General features: G+C 74.4%; 14 protein-coding genes. 5 read left to right on the top strand and 9 right to left on the bottom strand.

Annotated features, from left to right (window positions below; translation table 11 throughout):
* Nucleotides 1–25: 25 nt before the first annotated feature.
* Both A4A78_RS00480 and dps read right to left on the bottom strand, forming a co-directional pair.
* A complete protein-coding gene (locus A4A78_RS00480; protein WP_062946490.1) occupies nt 26–1,384 on the bottom strand; it encodes a M20/M25/M40 family metallo-hydrolase in 1,359 nt (452 codons plus the stop codon).
* A 58-nt stretch (nt 1,385–1,442) separates the two neighbouring features.
* Entirely contained in the window at nt 1,443–1,934 is a 492-nt protein-coding gene (gene dps, locus A4A78_RS00475) for a DNA starvation/stationary phase protection protein Dps (RefSeq protein ID WP_062946489.1), read from the bottom strand.
* 162 nt (nt 1,935–2,096) lie between these two features.
* Here dps and A4A78_RS00470 point away from each other — a divergent pair, with 162 nt between their 5' ends.
* The gene (locus A4A78_RS00470) at nt 2,097–3,074 is read left to right on the top strand and encodes a hypothetical protein (protein WP_062946488.1); all 978 of its coding nucleotides are present in this window, start codon (nt 2,097–2,099) and stop codon (nt 3,072–3,074) included.
* Nucleotides 3,075–3,238: 164 nt separating this feature from the next.
* Here the strand turns inward: A4A78_RS00470 and A4A78_RS00465 are convergent, their stop codons facing one another.
* Together A4A78_RS00465 and A4A78_RS00460 are read right to left on the bottom strand one after the other, a co-directional pair.
* Nucleotides 3,239–3,712 (bottom strand): SufE family protein, encoded by a 474-nt coding sequence (locus tag A4A78_RS00465; RefSeq protein ID WP_062946487.1) that lies wholly within the window; start codon nt 3,710–3,712, stop codon nt 3,239–3,241.
* Nucleotides 3,709–4,623 carry a sulfurtransferase gene (locus A4A78_RS00460; protein WP_062946486.1) on the bottom strand — a complete coding sequence of 305 codons (915 nt, stop codon included), beginning with the start codon at nt 4,621–4,623 and terminating at the stop codon, nt 3,709–3,711. Before A4A78_RS00460 ends, A4A78_RS00465 begins: the two co-directional genes overlap by 4 nt.
* 194 nt (nt 4,624–4,817) lie before the next feature.
* Here A4A78_RS00460 and A4A78_RS00455 point away from each other — a divergent pair, with 194 nt between their 5' ends.
* Nucleotides 4,818–5,240, top strand: a complete 423-nt coding sequence (locus A4A78_RS00455; RefSeq protein ID WP_062947891.1) for a VOC family protein — start codon at nt 4,818–4,820, stop codon at nt 5,238–5,240.
* Between the two features lie 747 nt (nt 5,241–5,987).
* Nucleotides 5,988–7,718 (top strand): HNH endonuclease signature motif containing protein, encoded by a 1,731-nt coding sequence (locus A4A78_RS00450; protein ID WP_231880759.1) that lies wholly within the window; start codon nt 5,988–5,990, stop codon nt 7,716–7,718.
* Between the two features lie 12 nt (nt 7,719–7,730).
* Here the strand turns inward: A4A78_RS00450 and A4A78_RS00445 are convergent, their stop codons facing one another.
* The 3 genes from A4A78_RS00445 to rlmC are packed head-to-tail and all read right to left on the bottom strand — an operon-like array spanning nt 7,731 to nt 10,563.
* The gene (locus A4A78_RS00445; RefSeq protein WP_062946484.1) at nt 7,731–8,720 is read right to left on the bottom strand and encodes an asparaginase; all 990 of its coding nucleotides are present in this window, start codon (nt 8,718–8,720) and stop codon (nt 7,731–7,733) included.
* A complete protein-coding gene (locus tag A4A78_RS00440; RefSeq protein ID WP_062946483.1) occupies nt 8,717–9,370 on the bottom strand; it encodes an SRPBCC domain-containing protein in 654 nt (217 codons plus the stop codon). The genes A4A78_RS00445 and A4A78_RS00440 overlap by 4 nt, the downstream gene beginning before the upstream one ends.
* Nucleotides 9,367–10,563: a 23S rRNA (uracil(747)-C(5))-methyltransferase RlmC gene (gene rlmC, locus A4A78_RS00435; protein WP_062946482.1), complete on the bottom strand. Its 1,197-nt coding sequence runs from the start codon at nt 10,561–10,563 to the stop codon at nt 9,367–9,369. Before rlmC ends, A4A78_RS00440 begins: the two co-directional genes overlap by 4 nt.
* Before the next feature lie 210 nt (nt 10,564–10,773).
* Between rlmC and A4A78_RS00430 the strand changes: the two genes are divergently transcribed.
* Nucleotides 10,774–11,775: a hypothetical protein gene (locus A4A78_RS00430; protein ID WP_062946481.1), complete on the top strand. Its 1,002-nt coding sequence runs from the start codon at nt 10,774–10,776 to the stop codon at nt 11,773–11,775.
* Nucleotides 11,776–11,793: 18 nt separating this feature from the next.
* On the opposite strand, the gene A4A78_RS00425 is transcribed toward A4A78_RS00430, so the two are convergent.
* Nucleotides 11,794–12,261, bottom strand: coding sequence for a DUF3817 domain-containing protein (locus A4A78_RS00425; RefSeq protein ID WP_062946480.1), 468 nt, complete (start codon nt 12,259–12,261; stop codon nt 11,794–11,796).
* A 103-nt stretch (nt 12,262–12,364) separates the two neighbouring features.
* Between A4A78_RS00425 and A4A78_RS00420 the strand changes: the two genes are divergently transcribed.
* Entirely contained in the window at nt 12,365–13,018 is a 654-nt protein-coding gene (locus A4A78_RS00420) for a GPP34 family phosphoprotein (protein ID WP_062946479.1), read from the top strand.
* On the opposite strand, the gene hrpB is transcribed toward A4A78_RS00420, so the two are convergent.
* Nucleotides 13,005–15,503 carry an ATP-dependent helicase HrpB gene (gene hrpB, locus A4A78_RS00415; RefSeq protein ID WP_062946478.1) on the bottom strand — a complete coding sequence of 833 codons (2,499 nt, stop codon included), beginning with the start codon at nt 15,501–15,503 and terminating at the stop codon, nt 13,005–13,007. The two genes, A4A78_RS00420 and hrpB, sit on opposite strands and share 14 nt — an antisense overlap.
* Between the last annotated feature and the right edge of the window lie 16 nt (nt 15,504–15,519).

Genomic DNA, 15,519 nt, shown 5'->3' with positions numbered 1-15,519 from the left:
CGCGGGGCAGTCCCCGGGAGCGGGCTCAGCAGGTCGCGACGAGGCGCAGCAGCACCCGTGCGCCAAAGCGCACCGCGTCCACCGGCACCCGCTCGTCCACGCCGTGGAACAGCGGGGCGAAGTCGAGGTCCGCGGGCAGCTGCAGCGGCGCGAAGCCGTAGCCGGCGATGCCGAGCAGGCTGAGCGGCTTGTTGTCGGTGCCGGCGCTGAGGCAGTAGGGCAGGACCTTCGAGCCCGGGTCCTCCGCCTGCACCGCCGCGGTCATCGCGTCCACCAGCGGGGACTCACGCGGGGAGTCGACGGAGACGCCGATGTGGTCCACGACCACCTCGACGTGCTCGCCGGCCAGCTCGTCCAGCAGGGCCAGCAGCTCCTCCTGGTGCCCGGGCAGGAAGCGGCAGTCGAAGCCGGCCTCCGCGGTCTGGGGGATGACGTTGACCTTGTACCCGCTATCGAGCATCGTCAGGTTCGCCGAGTCGCGCAGGGTCCCGGCGACGAAGTGGCGGGCCCCGCCGGTCAGGGGCAGGAAGCGGTCGATGTCCTGCTCGTCCCAGCCCTGCCCGGTGATCTCGGTGATCCCGTCGAACAGTGCGCGGACGCTGGCGATGTACTCGATCGGGAACTCGTGCTCGTCGATCGCGGTGATCGCGCGGGCCAGGCGCACGATGGCGTTCTCGTCGTTGGGGACCGAGCCGTGACCGGCGCGGCCGGTGGCGCGCAGCCGCCCCCAGGCCAGGCCCTTCTCGGCGGTCTGGACGAGATAGGTGCGCACGTCCTCGCCGGTTGCCTCCTCGGGCAGGGTGATCGAGTAGCCGCCCACCTCGCTGATCGCCTCGGTCATGCCGTCGAACAGCTCGGGGTGGTTCTCCACCAGCCACTGGGCGCCCCAGACGCTCGCATTCTCCTCATCGGCGAAGAAGGCGAACATGAGGTCGCGCGGCGGGGCCTGCCCGCTGCGGGCCAGGTGACGGGCGACGGCCAGGATCATCCCGACCATGTCCTTCATGTCCACGGCGCCGCGGCCGTAGATCATGCCGTCGATGATCTCGGCGCCGAAGGGGTCCACCGACCAGTCCTCGGCGCGAGCCGGGACCACGTCGAGGTGGCCGTGGAGGATCAGGCCGCCGCGCTCGCGGTCCTCGCCCGGCACGGTCACCAGCACGCTGGGACGGCCGGGGTGCGACTCGACCACCTGCGGCTCGAGGCCCACCTCGCGCAGCCGCTCGACGACGTACTCCGCCGCCTCGGTCTCGCCCTTCCCCCAGGTCTCGGGGTCGTTCCCGCCGAAGTTCGTGGTGTCGATCCGGATGAGCTCGCGGGTGAAGCGCACGGCCTCGTCCTGCAGCAGGGCGAGCTCGTCGGCGGTGGGGGCGGCGATCGGCATGCCGGGGTCCTCCTCGGGGTCGGGTCCGTTCACCGTACCCGGCCCCGACGGAAGAGGTTCAGGACTGTGAACGCTCGAGATGCGCGCGCACGAACCACTGGAACTTCTCCAGCTCGGCGGACTGGCCGATCAGGATGTCCTCGGTGATCGGGTCGAGCTCACCGGCGAGGGTGATCGCCTTGCGGTGGGAGGCGATGACGCCGTCGTAGACCTGGTCGATCGCGGTGAGGTGCTCCTGGGTGCCGGCCCTGCCGAGCTCGTAGTCGCTCCAGCCGCGCTCGGCGACGAGGCGACCCGGGGTGCCGACGGGGGAGGCGCCCAGCTGCGCGATCCGCTCGGCGACCTCGTCGGCGTAGCCGCGCACGAGCTCCACCTGCGGGTCGAGCATCTCGTGCACCGCGATGAACTGCGGACCCACCACGTTCCAGTGGGCATGCTTGAGGGTGAGATGCAGGTCGTTCAGGGCGTGGAGGCGGTCCTGCAGCGCTTCCACGAGCCGGCGGGAGTCGTCGGTGCCGAGGCCGGGGACGGTGTAGCTGAGGTCGGTCATGAGTGCTCCTTGTCGTGATCGGGTCCCGGCGGCCGGGCGGCGGCGCCGGGGACGTGCGGATCCTTCCCCTCCATCCTCTCATCCGACCCGCTGCCGCCGACAGGGACCTCCCTCCTGCCCCGTACGATGGCCCCGTCAGCGTCCCCTGCGGAAGGAGCGCCCATGAGACCCGTCGACGAGCTGCGCGACCGGCTCCACGCCGCGCGCCGACGCGCCGAGATCGCGGGTGCCCGCGCCGACGTCCTCGCCCAGGCGCGGGCCGTGGTCCCCGAGCTGCCGCGCGACGCTGATGCGGGCCACCTCGAGCGGGCCGCCCGACGCCTGGTGCGGCGCGCCGCACAGGACGAGTTCGCCCGCGAGGGGATCACGAGGATCCCCGTCCCCGAGGCGACCGGACGGGCCGAGCTGCGCCGCGCCGACCTCGCCTCCGACGCGGCCTTCCACGCGGTCGTCGAGGACGTGCTCAGCGCCGTCGAGATCGTGCCGAGCCCGCTGGAGAGCGACGACGCGGTCGCGCTGCGCGACGCCCGCGCCTCGTCCGACGCCTACGGCCTCTCGCCCGAGGTCGCCGCCGATCTCGCGTCCTACCTGCTGGGCCGCGCCTTCCTGCTGCGCGACGAGGAGCGCGACCTCGACGCCTATCTCGACCGGCACGAGAGGCAGATCCGCGAGGACATGCGCAGCGCGCTGGTGCGCCTGGTGCGGGTGCCGCTCGAGCTGCGCAGCGCCCGTGAGCGCCATAACCGGATCGCGAGCGGCCTCGCCCCCGAGCCCGCGGGCTCCGCGCACGGAGCCGGGACGGGTGCTGGGACTGCCGGCGGGGCCGGCGGGACGAGGAGCGGCGCGAGCGGTGCCGGCGCCGCCGCCCGAGAGGCCCTCTCGCAGCGCGCCCGCTCCGCGATGGACCACGCCCGCGCCGAGGCCGGTCGTGCCGCCCTCGGCGCCCTGCGCAGCGGCGCCGGCCGCGCCTTCGAGCGCTACGGCCGAGGGGACGACGGCGGGGACGTGCGGGGTGGGGATGTGAGGAGCGCCGCGCACCGGGCCGGGGACCAGCGGACGGGCGCGCAGCAGACGGGCGCGCAGCAGCCCGGCGAGCATCGCGCCGCCGAGCAGACCGTGCACGACCCGCGATCGGACTGATCGGGCGTCGGCCGGGCCCATCGGTCGGACCCGTCGGCCGGGCCTGTCGGTCGGGCCCATCGGTCGGGCCCGCCGTCGGCGGATCGGCACGTCGACCCACCCTCGACGCACCGCGGCGCCGCCCCCCTCGGGGACGGCGCCGCAGTGCAGTGGGAGGGGCCTGCTCAGACCCCGGCCTTCTCGGAGAGCTGGCGCTTGATCCGCGCGAGCATCCCCGACATGCCGTTCAGGCGCAGCGGGCTGACCACCTCGGCCAGGCCGAGCTCGCCGGTGACCGTGTCCGGGGTGTCCAGCACCTCGCCCACGGTGCGCCCGTCGAGGGCCTCGGCGAGGATCGCGGCGAAGCCGCGCGTCGTCGGCGCCTCCGGCGGGGCGGAGAAGAACAGGTGCGCGGTCGCCTCGCGACCCTGCCCCTCCACCTCCGTGGCCAGGAAGATCGGGGACTGGCACTCGGGCACCGGCTCGAGCAGCTCCGGGTGCTCGGAGTAGCGCTCGGGCAGCTCGGGCAGGCCCTGCGAGAACTCCAGCAGCAGCTGCAGGCGATCCTTCCCGCCGAGCGCGTGGAAGTCGTCGGCGATCTCCGCGAAGCCCTCGGGCAGCGCGGAGATCGCGGCGTCGGCGCTGTTCGTCGGGCTCATCGGGCGGGGACCTCGCCGGGCTCGGTGCCCTGCGCGATCGGCAGGCGCACGCCGTTGCCCCACTCGGTCCAGGAGCCGTCGTAGTTGCGCACCGAGTCGAAGCCGAGCAGGTGGGTGAGCACGAACCAGGTGTGCGCGGAGCGCTCGCCGATGCGGCAGTACACGACCGTCGGCGTCCCGGTCTCGAAGCCGAGCTCGTCCTGATAGATCGCCTCGAGCTCCGCGCGGGGCTTGAAGCGGCCGTCCTCCGCGGCGGCGCGGGCCCACGGCACCGAGCGCGCGGTGGGGATGTGGCCGCCGCGCACGGTGCCCTCCTGCGGGTAGTCGGGCATGTGCGTGCGCTCGCCGGAGTACTCCTGCGGGGAGCGCACGTCGATCAGCGGTCCGCCGAGGAAGTCCAGCACATCCTCGCGGTAGGCGCGGATCGGGGCGTCCTCGCGCTCGACGACGGGGTAGCCGCTGGTCGGCGCGGGGCGGCCCTCGGTCGAGGTCGTCATCTCGCGGCCCTCGGCCTCCCAGGCGGCGCGGCCGCCGTCGAGCAGGCGCACGTCCTCGTGGCCGAACAGGCTGAACACCCACAGCGCGTAGGCGGCCCACCAGTTGGACTTGTCGCCGTAGATCACCACGGTGGTCTCGCGGGTGATGCCGGAGGCGTCCATGAGCTTCGCGAAGCCCTCGCCGTCGACGTAGTCGCGGGTGACCGGGTCGTTGAGGTCGAGGTGCCAGTCGATCTTCACCGCGCCCGGGATGTGCCCGGTCTCGTAGAGCAGCACGTCCTCGTCGGACTCGACGACCACGAGGCCCTCGGTCTCGCCCGCGGCGAGCCGGTCCGCGAGCCACTGCGTGGTCACGAGCCGCTCGGGGTGGGCGTAGTCCTGCAGGGAAGGAGCCGGATCGGCGGGAATGGTCATCAGTTCACCTTTCGACGGTCGATATCGCACGACGTATCCCCCCAGTCTGTCACCGTCGTGCGCGCAGTGGCGATCCGGCGATGACGCTGTGCGCGGACACGCGCGATGTGAGGCGCGGATGCGCGGGATGAGACCGCGCGGACACGCGCGATGTGCTTCCCCTGCGGGGTCCGTGCTCCTACGGTGGCCGCATGATGGAAGACCTGGACACAGAGCCCGTCATCCCCACCCTCGATCTCACCGTCCTCGACTGCCCCGACGCCCTCCAGCTGGCCACCTTCTACGCGAAGCTGCTCGGCTGGCGGGTCGAGGAGGGCAGCGACTCCGACTGGGCGGAGCTGATCCCGCCCCGCGGCCGTCGCAGCGAGGACGACCCCGACGGCGAGGCCTCCCTCGCCTTCCAGAAGGTGGCGGACTTCCGCCGCCCCACCTGGCCCGACGGCGACCACCCCCAGCAGTTCCACCTCGACCTCTCCGTCACCGACATCGACCGCGCCGAGCCCCGGGCACTCGCCCTCGGCGCGACCGTCCACGAGCACCAGCCCTCCGCCTCCGGCAGCTTCCGCGTCTACCTCGACCCTGCGGGACACCCCTTCTGCCTGTGCCTGACGACCTGAGGGCTGGGTCCGCGTGACGCCTGCCTGACGAGCCGGCGCCGTCGGGTCCCGCCCCTGCGCCGCCGGGGTTCGCCCCCGCGCCCCTCCGTGTGATCACGGAGGGGCGCTCTGCGTCGTGGAAGGGCTCGGCGCGGTGAGGCCGACGGGGATGGGCGGCCGACGGGGGACGCGTGGCCGGCGGTTTTTGCGCGGCCGGCGGGGACGCGGGGCCGACGACGATCCCACTGGCGCCGGGAGCGGCCGACGCCGCGCTGCGCCGGCACGGCCGAGGGCCCTGTGGGCGTCCTCGGAATCGGCCTTTCGTCATGACGTCAGGTGAAGGGCGAGGGAAATTCGGAAATGCCGCCCCTCCGGGTCGTTCGAGATTTCGGTGTATTCGACGGGGGTGTCTCCCATTCCTTCTGCTCGCCGTCTCCGGCGGTCTGTCGTCGGCCCTCCCGTGCTCCAGGCGCATGCCGTCCAGTGCGTCTCGAGGGGCCGCCCTCGGCGCCGGCTCCGTGGGCGTGGAGCCAAGGATCATGCAGGTCGAGCGCATAGCAGAGGGGTGTGACAGGTGGACGCCGTCGTCCACAGCGGGGTGTGTTCCGGTGGATGAACCCCCGCCCGATCCTCGCGTGGAGGGCTCGTGCACAGCGACCTCTCCTCCCCACAGGGTGGTTATCCACAAATTGATCCCCATTTCGCGCTGGGGGTTCTGTAATGGGTGTGTGGTAGGTAGGATCGAGGTATTCGAGGAGGCGCTCATCGGTGAGTGCCCGGACGGCGGGGGAGGTGGCAGCAGTGGGGGAGTTCGACGACATCGACGACGATGCGCGCCGCGACGCGTCATCGTCCGAGACCGCGCGACAGTTCCCGTCGAGCGATGCCTCCTCAAGGTCGGGCCCGTCGAGCCCCGCCGCTCCCGCCCGTCCCGCGCGCGAATGGCGCGTGCGCGCCCGTCGGGAGCTCACCGAGGAGGTGATTCTCGAGGAGGTCGGCGGCATCGAGGGGAAATACGCCGGGCGCGTGCTCGAGCTCCACTCCCTCATGCGAGAGGAGGCGCAGCTCCACGCCCGCCGTCTCCGCCATCTCGCGGACTTCTTCGCCGTCGACCCGGACAACGAGGGCTCGCTGATCGACGCGGACATGACCGCGATGAAGGTCGCCGTGGGACTGCGCTGCTCCATCACGCAGGCCACCTCGCAGATCCGCGACGCCCACCACGCCGTCGTCGACCTGCCCCGGATGTTCGCGCACCTCGAGGCCGGCGACCTGCCCGAGGACTACCACCGCTTCCTGCTGCGCCAGGTGCGACGGCTCGACGCCGACCAGATCCGCCTGGTCGACGAGCACCTGGCCGGTGTGGAGATCCCCTCGATCCCCCGCAGCACTTTCGAGGCCCAGGTGCGACTGGCCGTGGCCTCCGTCGGGAACGAGCTGAAGCCACCCCGCGAGGCGCGCGAGGTGCGGATCGACGGTGTCGACTCCGAGCAGGGCGTCGCCTGGATCACGATCACCGGCCCGATCCCCGAGATCCGCAGCTTCGGTCTGCGGCTCGACGCGAGCGCTCGCGCCGTCCAGCGCGCCCAGCGCGTCGCGCTCGAGGCAGGGGAGGAGGAGCCGATCCCCTTCGACCTCGACGGCGACGTCCGCGACCGGGAGCGCCCCCTCAGCCTCTCGGCCCTGCGCTACGCGATCCTCACCCGCTCCATGCTCGACCTCGACCCGGTCGAGGAGACCGCGCAGCCGTTCAAGATCCTCGTCACCGTGCCCGTGACGACCCTGCTCGGGATGGACGACTCCCCGGCGATGCTCGACGGGCTCACCCCCATCCCGGCAGACCTCGCCCGGGACCTCGCCGCGACCTCCTCCGTCTGGTACCGGATCCTCACCGACCCGATCTGCGGGACCCACCTCCCCGCCCGGATCGACACCTACCGGCCCGACGCGCAGCAGCGCATGCAGCTGCGGCTGCGCCACCCCGTCTGCGCGGCGCCCGGATGCACCCGCCCCACCGCGCTCGCCGCGGAGGACGACCACATCATCGAGTACGACCACCTGGATCCCGCCCGCGGCGGCCCGACCTCCCTCTGGAACCTCCACCGGCTGTGCCGGCGCCACCACCAGCTCAAGACCGCCGGGCTGATCGACCCTGCCAGGGATCCCCAGGACGACCCCGACCGCGGGGACCGCAGCACCAGCGCCGAACCGCTGGTCACGACCTGGCAGCTCGAGCAGGACCTCCGGGTGCGCACCGCGGAGAACACCGATCTGCTCACCCCGCGGATGACCCGCCGCCTCGACCAGGCCGAGCGGACGTACCGCCGCGCCCGGGAGGCCAGGCAGCGCGGACCCGACGAGCCCCGCTGCCGAGCCCTCGACGAGGCCGAGGACCATCTCGCCGAGATCCAGCTCGAGGACGAGTTCACCAGAGTGCGGACGAAGCGCCGCATCATCCCGCCCGGGCCGCCGCTCGACGTCGACCACCCGCCGTTCTGACGGCGCCGTGGGTCAGGACGCGTAGGCCTCGAAGGCCGCACGGATCCCGTCGGACGATTCCCTGGAGGCCAGCAGCACCTGCAGCAGCAGGCGGGCCTTCGGGGCGGGCAGGAGCCCGGCCATCACGGCGCCCGCCTCGAGCAGGTCCACCTCGGAGCCGGGATAGCCGTAGTGGTGCGTGGAGGTGCCGCCGCCGAAGGGCCGCGCCGCGACCACGACAGGCACCCCCTCGCCCAGCAGGCGGCGCAGGCGCGGCATCGCGGCGGGGGAGACGTGCCCCATCCCGACCCCGTCGATCACCAGCCCCGCCAGCGCTTCGGCGGGGAGGTGGTCCAGCAGCGCGAGGTCCTCGTCCAGGCCCGCGGTGAGCAGCGGCACCGCCGGGAAGCGATCCGGCGGGAGCCCGCCGGAACGGGCCGGATGCGGTAGCGGGAGATGGAGGAGGCGCAGGTCCTCCGCGCCGACGATCGCGAGCGGCCCCGAGGGCTCCGAGGCGAAGGCCGAGACCCCGCGGGAGGAGGCCTTCACGACTCGGTCCGCGAGATGCGCGTGGGCGTCGAACACGACCAGCACGCCCAGGCCGCGGGCCGACGGCGCGGTCGCCGCGCGGACCGCGTCGTGGAGGTTCGCGGGCCCGTCGGCGCCGGGCACGCTCGCCGGACGCATCGCCCCGGTCACCACCAGCGGCGCCTCCCGGTCCCAGAACCGGTCGAGCAGGAACGCCGTCTCCTCGAGGGTGTCGGTGCCGTGGGTGAGCACCACGCCGGCCGCGCCGGAATCGACCGCGGCTCGCGCACTCTCCAGCACGGCGCGCAGGTGGTGGGGGCGCACATCGGAGGAGGAGATGTTCGCGAGCGCTCGGGGCCGCAGCTCGACGTCCCCGCCGACGGCGGCGAGCAGCCGCGCCCCGGCGTCGTCGTCCGGGCGGGCGCTCTCGCCGCGGGCGTCCTCGGTCATGAAGATGGTGCCGCCGAGGGAGAGCACCTCCACGAAGGCGCTCACTCGGTCTCGATCTCCTCGCCGAGATAGGCGGCGGCGGTGCGCACCGAGGCCTTGCGGGCGGGCTTGCGGTCCGCGCCGCCGGCGACGTGCGCCTCGTACCAGGCATCCGCCGTGGCGCGCGTGAACTCCGCGCCCTCGGGGGAGCCGGCGAAGCTGCCCAGGCGACGCATCAGGTCCTTGCCCGGATCCTCGAGGTGCTGGGCCAGCGCGTACAGCGCCGCATCCCAGCCGCAGCCCGTCGCGCCGGGGCCGAAGGTCGCCCAGTGCGCGTCGGCGGGGACGGTGTGGCGCAGGGTGAGGGTGCTGCCCCCGCCGCCGCCGTCCGTCCCCTCCTCCGCGGCGGTGATCAGCAGCTCCAGGTCGCTCGAGCTCTTCCCGAACTCCCAGGTCAGCAGCAGACGATGCGGCGGCTCGACCTCGACCAGGCGGCCGCTGGTCTCCATCTCAGGCAGCTCGTAGCGCCCGCCGGGGATCACGTCGCCGCTGGCGGTGCCGAACCAGCGGGCGAGGCGCTCGGCCGTGGTCAGCGCCTCCCACAGCTGCTCCGGGGCGGCGTCGAAGGTCTGGGAGAGCGCGACCGTGTTCCCGTTCTTCGCAGGGGTGACCGTGCGGGTCACGGCGGTCAGCTGGGCGGTGGGGGTGGGAGTCATGAGAGGCCTTCCTCGCCGGGCGCGATGCGTTGCAGACGCACGATCACCTCGGCGTGCTCGGTGTGGGGGAACATGTCGACGTAGCGGCCGGCGACGATGCGCAGCGAGGGCATCGCGGCGAGGTCGTCGGCCAGGCTCGCCGGATTGCAGCTGGAGTAGAGGACGTCGCGGACCCCGGAGCGCTCGAGCCAGCCGGCGAGCTCCGGCCCGAGGCCGCGGCGCGGCGGGTTCACCACGACGATATCGGGCGGGCCGGAGGGGCGGGCGGCCTCCTCGATCGCCCAGGCGGTCGCGTCGGCCGCGAGGAAGCGCACGTCGACCCCCGCGGCCTCCGCGCCCTCGCGCGCCCCGTCGATCGCCTGGGCTGAGACCTCCAACCCGGTGACCCGCGCGGCGGGCAGCGCGCGGGCGAGATGCAGGGCGAAGCCGCCGAGACCGCAGTACAGGTCCCAGATCCGCAGGCCGGGGCCCGTTTCCTGGTCTTCCCGCGCCCCCGCGATCTCGCGCGCCCACTCCGCGCCCTGGCGGTACAGGGCGCCGGCGACCTCGGTGTGGGTCTGCAGGAAGGACTGCGGGCGGGAGAACAGCGTGACGTCCCCGGTGCGCACGGCGAGACGACCGGCCCCGGCCAGCGGGATCTCCTCCTCGCCCTCGACGCGCGTGGTGTGCTCGGGGTGGATGTTCGCGCTGACCGACACGATCGAGGGATGCGCCTCGAGCAGCCGCGGCAGGTGCTCCCGCAGCCGCTCCAGCGCCGCGGTGCTGCGCAGCACGAAGCGCAGCAGATGCTCCCCGTCCGGGGAGCTGGTGACCAGCACGTTCTTGATCTCGCCGCGGCGGCGGGCAACGTCATAGGGCGGGATCTGCGCCCGACGGATCAGGGCCTTCGCCCCCTCGAGCACCTCCTCGACCCCGTCCGGGTAGAGGGGGCAGTCGCACAGGTCGGTGCCCGCGGACTGCCCGGGCAGGGTCAGCAGCGGCGCCTGGGCGGTGCCGCCGACGGCCATCTTCCCGCGGGCGCGGAAGCCCTGCTCCACGCCGACGATCGGCTCCGACCAGATCGTGCCCGGCGCGAGATGCGGGGCGAGCAGCTGCTCGACGCGCTCACGGCCGCGGGCGAGCTGCCGCGGGCGGGGAAGGTCCAGCAGCGTGCAGGACCTGCACGCGCCGGAGTCGAAGTGGTGGCACCGCACCCCAGGAGTCTACGAGCCGGGCCGTCGGCTGTCGCACCCCCGCGCTATCGTCGCCGACGGGTCACGAGACGCGGCCGGACTCCCTCGACAGAGGCCGCGCGGCAACCGGAACCGAACCCGGTGCCCGTCGAGGAAGACCCGGCCGGGGCGTCCGCCCATCCGGTCAGACGGCCCGGGTCCTCCGCGGGCCCTTCTCGGAAGGTGATTCGCATGCATCTTGACGACCACGCGGCGACCTGGCGCGACCAGCTCGTCGAGCTGTCCCTGCCCGGGGTCGGGGCGGTGACGGCACGGGTGGACGACACACCCCCGGCCGACGAGACGCCGGAGGACGAGCCCGGCTTCCGGCGGCGGGAGCCGACGGTGCCGCCGGCGCGGGAGACGGTGCGCCGCACGCTCGCCGCACGACCGCCGCTCGTGCTCGAGCACGCCTGGCTGGTGGTGCCCGCTCTCGGGCCCGTGTTGCCGGTGGACGGGGAGGGCGTGGGGCTGGTCGGCGACCTGTCCGGCCGGCGACCGCCCGAGGAGGTGCAGGGCGAGAGCGCTGCGCCGGCCCGTCCCAGCCGCGAGGGTGCGGAGGTCGGGGCCCCGATCGGGGCTCCTCGGCGGCGTCCGCTCTCCCCGCGCTGGGGCTGGTACCGCGTCCCGGCTGTCGCAGCGGCGCTGCGGGCGAGGGGCGGGATCGTCGGTCGCGGTGCGCTCGTCGGCCCTCGCCGGGAGTGGTTCGAGCCGGCCGTCGCGGCGCGCGAGGACCTGCTGGGCGCCCATCCCGACCAGGCGCTCGAGAGCGCGCTGGCGGCCGCGCGGGAGCTCGGACAGGTGGCGGTGCTGCGGATCGGTCCGGACGGGCTCGACGTCCACCCCACCGGCGCGGACCCGCGGGTCCCTGTGCTGGAGGGGCTCCTGCTGCAGGTCACGGCCCGGCGTGCGCAGTGCCCGCTGCAGGGCGAGGACGGCTGCGGGCCCTGCCGGCCCGTCGGCGGCCCCTGGATCCGTGCCTCGCAGGAGGCGCAGCTCGACTGGGAGGCGCGGCGTGCGCAGGCCGTGGCGATGCTGGGCTGCGGGGTGTGCTTCGGGGAGGCGCTGCCGCCGGAGCCGGATCAGCCGCAGGTGCCGCGCCTGGCGGAGGCGACGCCCGTCACGCACCTGGGCCGGTTGCACCTGCGCGGCGGCGGGAGCGTGCGGATCGACCCGCTGATCAGGCCGCGCTGACCCCGTTCGCCGGGCTGATCAGGCGAACCACTCCGTGGGCGGGCCCAGCTGCAGCAGCACCGAGAACACCACCGCGACCACGACGATCGCGATCAGTCCGGCGAGCAGCGGGCGGCGCAGCGCGAGGGCGGCGACCTTCTCCGGGAACGAGCGCGGGGCGTCCTCGCGCAGCCGCCAGGAGTCCCCGAGCATGCCCTTCCGGTGCGCCCAGCGCTCGAAGGGGACCGTGAGATACGGGACGAAGGCGGAACCCAGGCCCATCGCCAGGCGTCCGAGGCTCCAGCGCTGATCGACCGCGACCAGCACCGTCACCACCACGTAGGACAGGAACACGAAGCCGTGCAGGCTCCCTCCGATCCGCACCCCCACCTCGGTGACCTGCAGCGCGTACTTCAGCAGCATGCCGAGCAGCAGCAGGGTCCAGGTGACCATCTCGGCCAGGGCCAGCAGACGGTACAGGCGGGACGGGGTCTGGATCAGACGCATGGTCCTCATGGTGCCAGAGGCCCGCTGGATCCCACCCGGGAGCAGGGGCGGGGTGCGACGATCGTCGGATCCGGTGCGGCGGAGCGCCTGGAAGGGTGGAGTCATGACGACGCACACGATCCCCGGAGAGCTGTTCCTGCTGCTGACCGACGACGCCGGCCGGCAGGACTCGACCTCGTACCGCACCCAGGCCCTCGCCGCCGCCGCGATCGCCGAGCTCGCCCTGCGCGAGCGGATCGCGCTGACCGAGGAGCGCAGCCCGAAGGTGCAGGTCCTCTCCACCGAGCCCACCGACCTGCCCGTCCTCGACCAGGCCCTCGGCGCGCTCGCAGAGCTCGAGGGGAAGTCGCTGAAGTCCGCGATCGGTCACCGCACGATGAACCTCACCGAGGTGATCGGCGAGGGCTTCGCCGCCGTCGGCGCCGTGCAGCGCAAGGACGGCTGGTTCACCACCACCTGGCCCACCCACGACGACGAGCTCGAGACCGCGCTGCGCGCCCGGCTCGCCGCGGCCGTCGAGGACCCCGCCCGCGCCTCCCTGCAGGACGGGCTGCTGCTGGAGATCCTGCGCGCCCTCGGGATCGCGCACCGGATCCTCAAGGACGACCTGCCCGGCCTCTCGCGCCGCGAGCTCGAGCAGCGGATCGAGGCCCTCGACATCGACAGCCCTGCCGCGACGGCCGTGAAGCGGGTCGTGGACGACATGACGGCGGCGCTCGCCGCGGCCACCGTGGTCACGACGGTCAGCTCGACCTGAGCCGCGCCGTGGTCCGCGCGGTGGCCGGCGCCGTCCACGGATCCTCCGGCCAGGGGTGCTTCGGATAGCGCCCCCGCATCTCCTTGCGCACCTCCCGGTACGGCCCGTCCCAGAAGGAGCGCAGGTCGTCCGTGACGGCGAGCGGCCGACGGGCCGGGGAGAGCAGGTGGAAGAGCACCGGCACCCTGCCCCGCACCAGCCGCGGCGTCTCCGCGAGGCCGAACAGCTCCTGCAGCTTCACCGCGACGACGGGCCGGCCGTCCTCCTCGTCCGGCGCGGGATAGTCGATCCGGGCGGTGGACCCCGAGGGGACGGGGAGCCGTTCGGGGGCGAGGGCGTCGAGCTCGGACGCCTCCGGCCAGGGCAGCAGGGTGCGCAGCGCCGAGACCAGGTCGATGCCGTCCAGGCGGGTCCTCACGTGCGGGGCGAGCCAGGTCTCGAGCGTCGCCAGGAGCGCGTCCTCGTGCATCGCCGGCCACGGGTCGCCGAGCTCGCGGTGGATCAGGGCGAGCCGGCCTCGCAGGCTGCGGGCGGTGTCCGACCAGGTCAGGGCGTCGAGGCCCCTCTCCCGGACCGCGGAGAGCACCGCGGGGACCGTGTCCTCGGCCGTCGCCGCGACCGGGGTGGAGGACAGCTCGATCGCGCCGAGCGCACGTCGGCGGCGGGCACGGACGGTGCCGTTCTCGAGCCTCGCCGTGCGCTCCTCGACGAGCAGACCGGCGCCGAGGTCGAGGGCTTCGTCCTCCGTGAGCGGGGCGGCGGCGCGGATCACGGCGCCGGTGCCGTCGGCGGCGCGCCCCTCCGCGCGCTGCACCTCCCAGACCGCGAGCCACGGCGCGCCGAGCAGGCCGCTGCCCTCGGGCAGGGCCGCCCGCGTGCCGGAGGCGAGGAGATAGGAGCGCGAGCCGTCGGCCACCCGCCGCGCGATCCGCTCCGGGCGGGCGAGGGCGAGGACGGCGCCGGGGGAGGCGTGACCGCCCGAGGAGCCGGCGAGGCGCGTCAGGCGGTCGCGCTCTCGGCGCCAGCGCTCGGCGCCGGGGGCGCGGCCGGCGCGGAGATCGGCGAGGAGGCGGGGGAGATCGGCGCCCGTGGGGCGGTGGTCGTCGGAGACCGCGGCGACGACCTCCGCGGCCGACGGCCCGCCCGCGAGCAGCGCCCGCGCCTCGCGCACGCCGACCGGGAGCTTCGCGGTGCGACGACCGGCCGGGGTGGGGCGGCCCTCCTCGTCGACCAGGCCCAGCGCCCGCAAGGTGTCCTCGGCGGCACGGATCTCCGCGGCCGGCGGTGGGGTCAGCAGCGGCAGCCCCACCCCGCGCGGCGTCCCCCAGCAGGCGAGCCAGAGCGCCGCATCGGTGAGATCCGCGGCGGTGATCTCCGGCGGGGACTGGGCCGGCATCCCCGCGAGCTCCGCCTCGGAGAACACCCGCACCGCCCGGCCCGGGCCCTGACGGGCGGCACGGCCCGCGCGCTGCTCGATCGCGGCCCGCGAGGCGCTGACCGTGACCAGGCCCGACATGTCCCGGCCGCGATCCCGCCGCACCTCGCGGGACAGTCCGGCGTCGATGACGAGGTGCACGCCGGGCACGGTGAGGGACGACTCCGCCAGCGCCGTGGAGACCACGATCCGGGGAGGCTCGCCGGGGCAGCGGCCGCCGGTCGCGCGGTCCTGCTGGGCGGCGGGGAGCCGGCCGTGCAGGGGGAGGACCTCGACCCCGTCCACCAGGCCCTGCAGTCGCGCGACCGTCTCGTCGACCTCGCGGGCGCCGGGGACGAAGACCAGCGCATCGCAGCCCTCCTCCCGCTGGGCCCGGGCCGCGGTGCGGGCGAGATGGTCGAGGAGCTCGCGGGTGACGCCGCGGGCGTCCAGGCGCGGGGACGGGGAGGGGGCGTGCTCGGTGCGCAGGGGGTGCAGGGCGCTCGGCACCTCCACGATCGCCGCGCCGTCCAGCACCTCCGCGACCGCCCGCGCGTCGAGCGTCGCCGACATCGCCCCGACCAGCAGATCCTCCCGCAGCTGCCGCGTCTCGGCGAGCATCCCCAGCAGCAGATCCGTCTCCAGGGAGCGCTCGTGGACCTCGTCGAGCACCACCGCGGAGACGCCCGGCAGCTCCGGATCGGCCAGCAGGCGCCGCAGCAGCACGCCCGGGGTGAGCATCTCGACGGCGGTGTCCCGAGCGACCTTCCGCTCGCCCCGCACCGTGAAGCCGACGGGGCCGCCGAGCGGGCTGCCGTCGAGGGAGGCGAGACGGCGGGCGGCTGCGCGCACCGCGACCCGGCGTGGCTGGGTGACCAGCGTCAGTCCGTCGGCCAGATTCGCGACCAGCGGCGGGACGAGCGTCGTCTTGCCGGTGCCGGGTGGGGCGGTGACCACCATCGCGCCCGTCCGCGCCGCGGCCCCGAGCTCCTCCCGTGCCGCGGCGACGGGCAGCCCCGCCCCGACGACGTCCAGGTCGAAGCGGTGCAGGGCGGGGGAGCGGTCCGTCATGCCCCCATCATCCCTG

Origin of the sequence: Brachybacterium sp. sponge, assembly GCF_001613775.1 — a bacterium.
In the GTDB taxonomy this organism is placed as follows: domain Bacteria; phylum Actinomycetota; class Actinomycetes; order Actinomycetales; family Dermabacteraceae; genus Brachybacterium; species Brachybacterium conglomeratum.
Note: the sequence above shows the minus strand (reverse complement) of the source record. Positions and strands in the feature narration are given on the sequence as shown.

Coding starts and splice junctions, on each gene's coding strand:
- A4A78_RS00480 (WP_062946490.1), bottom strand. CDS start 1,384: ATGCCGATCGCCGCCCCCACCGCCGACGAGCTCGCCCTGCTGCAGGAC.
- dps (WP_062946489.1), bottom strand. CDS start 1,934: ATGACCGACCTCAGCTACACCGTCCCCGGCCTCGGCACCGACGACTCC.
- A4A78_RS00470 (WP_062946488.1), top strand. CDS start 2,097: ATGAGACCCGTCGACGAGCTGCGCGACCGGCTCCACGCCGCGCGCCGA.
- A4A78_RS00465 (WP_062946487.1), bottom strand. CDS start 3,712: ATGAGCCCGACGAACAGCGCCGACGCCGCGATCTCCGCGCTGCCCGAG.
- A4A78_RS00460 (WP_062946486.1), bottom strand. CDS start 4,623: ATGACCATTCCCGCCGATCCGGCTCCTTCCCTGCAGGACTACGCCCAC.
- A4A78_RS00455 (WP_062947891.1), top strand. CDS start 4,818: ATGGAAGACCTGGACACAGAGCCCGTCATCCCCACCCTCGATCTCACC.
- A4A78_RS00440 (WP_062946483.1), bottom strand. CDS start 9,370: ATGACTCCCACCCCCACCGCCCAGCTGACCGCCGTGACCCGCACGGTC.
- A4A78_RS00430 (WP_062946481.1), top strand. CDS start 10,774: ATGCATCTTGACGACCACGCGGCGACCTGGCGCGACCAGCTCGTCGAG.
- A4A78_RS00425 (WP_062946480.1), bottom strand. CDS start 12,261: ATGCGTCTGATCCAGACCCCGTCCCGCCTGTACCGTCTGCTGGCCCTG.
- A4A78_RS00420 (WP_062946479.1), top strand. CDS start 12,365: ATGACGACGCACACGATCCCCGGAGAGCTGTTCCTGCTGCTGACCGAC.
- hrpB (WP_062946478.1), bottom strand. CDS start 15,503: ATGACGGACCGCTCCCCCGCCCTGCACCGCTTCGACCTGGACGTCGTC.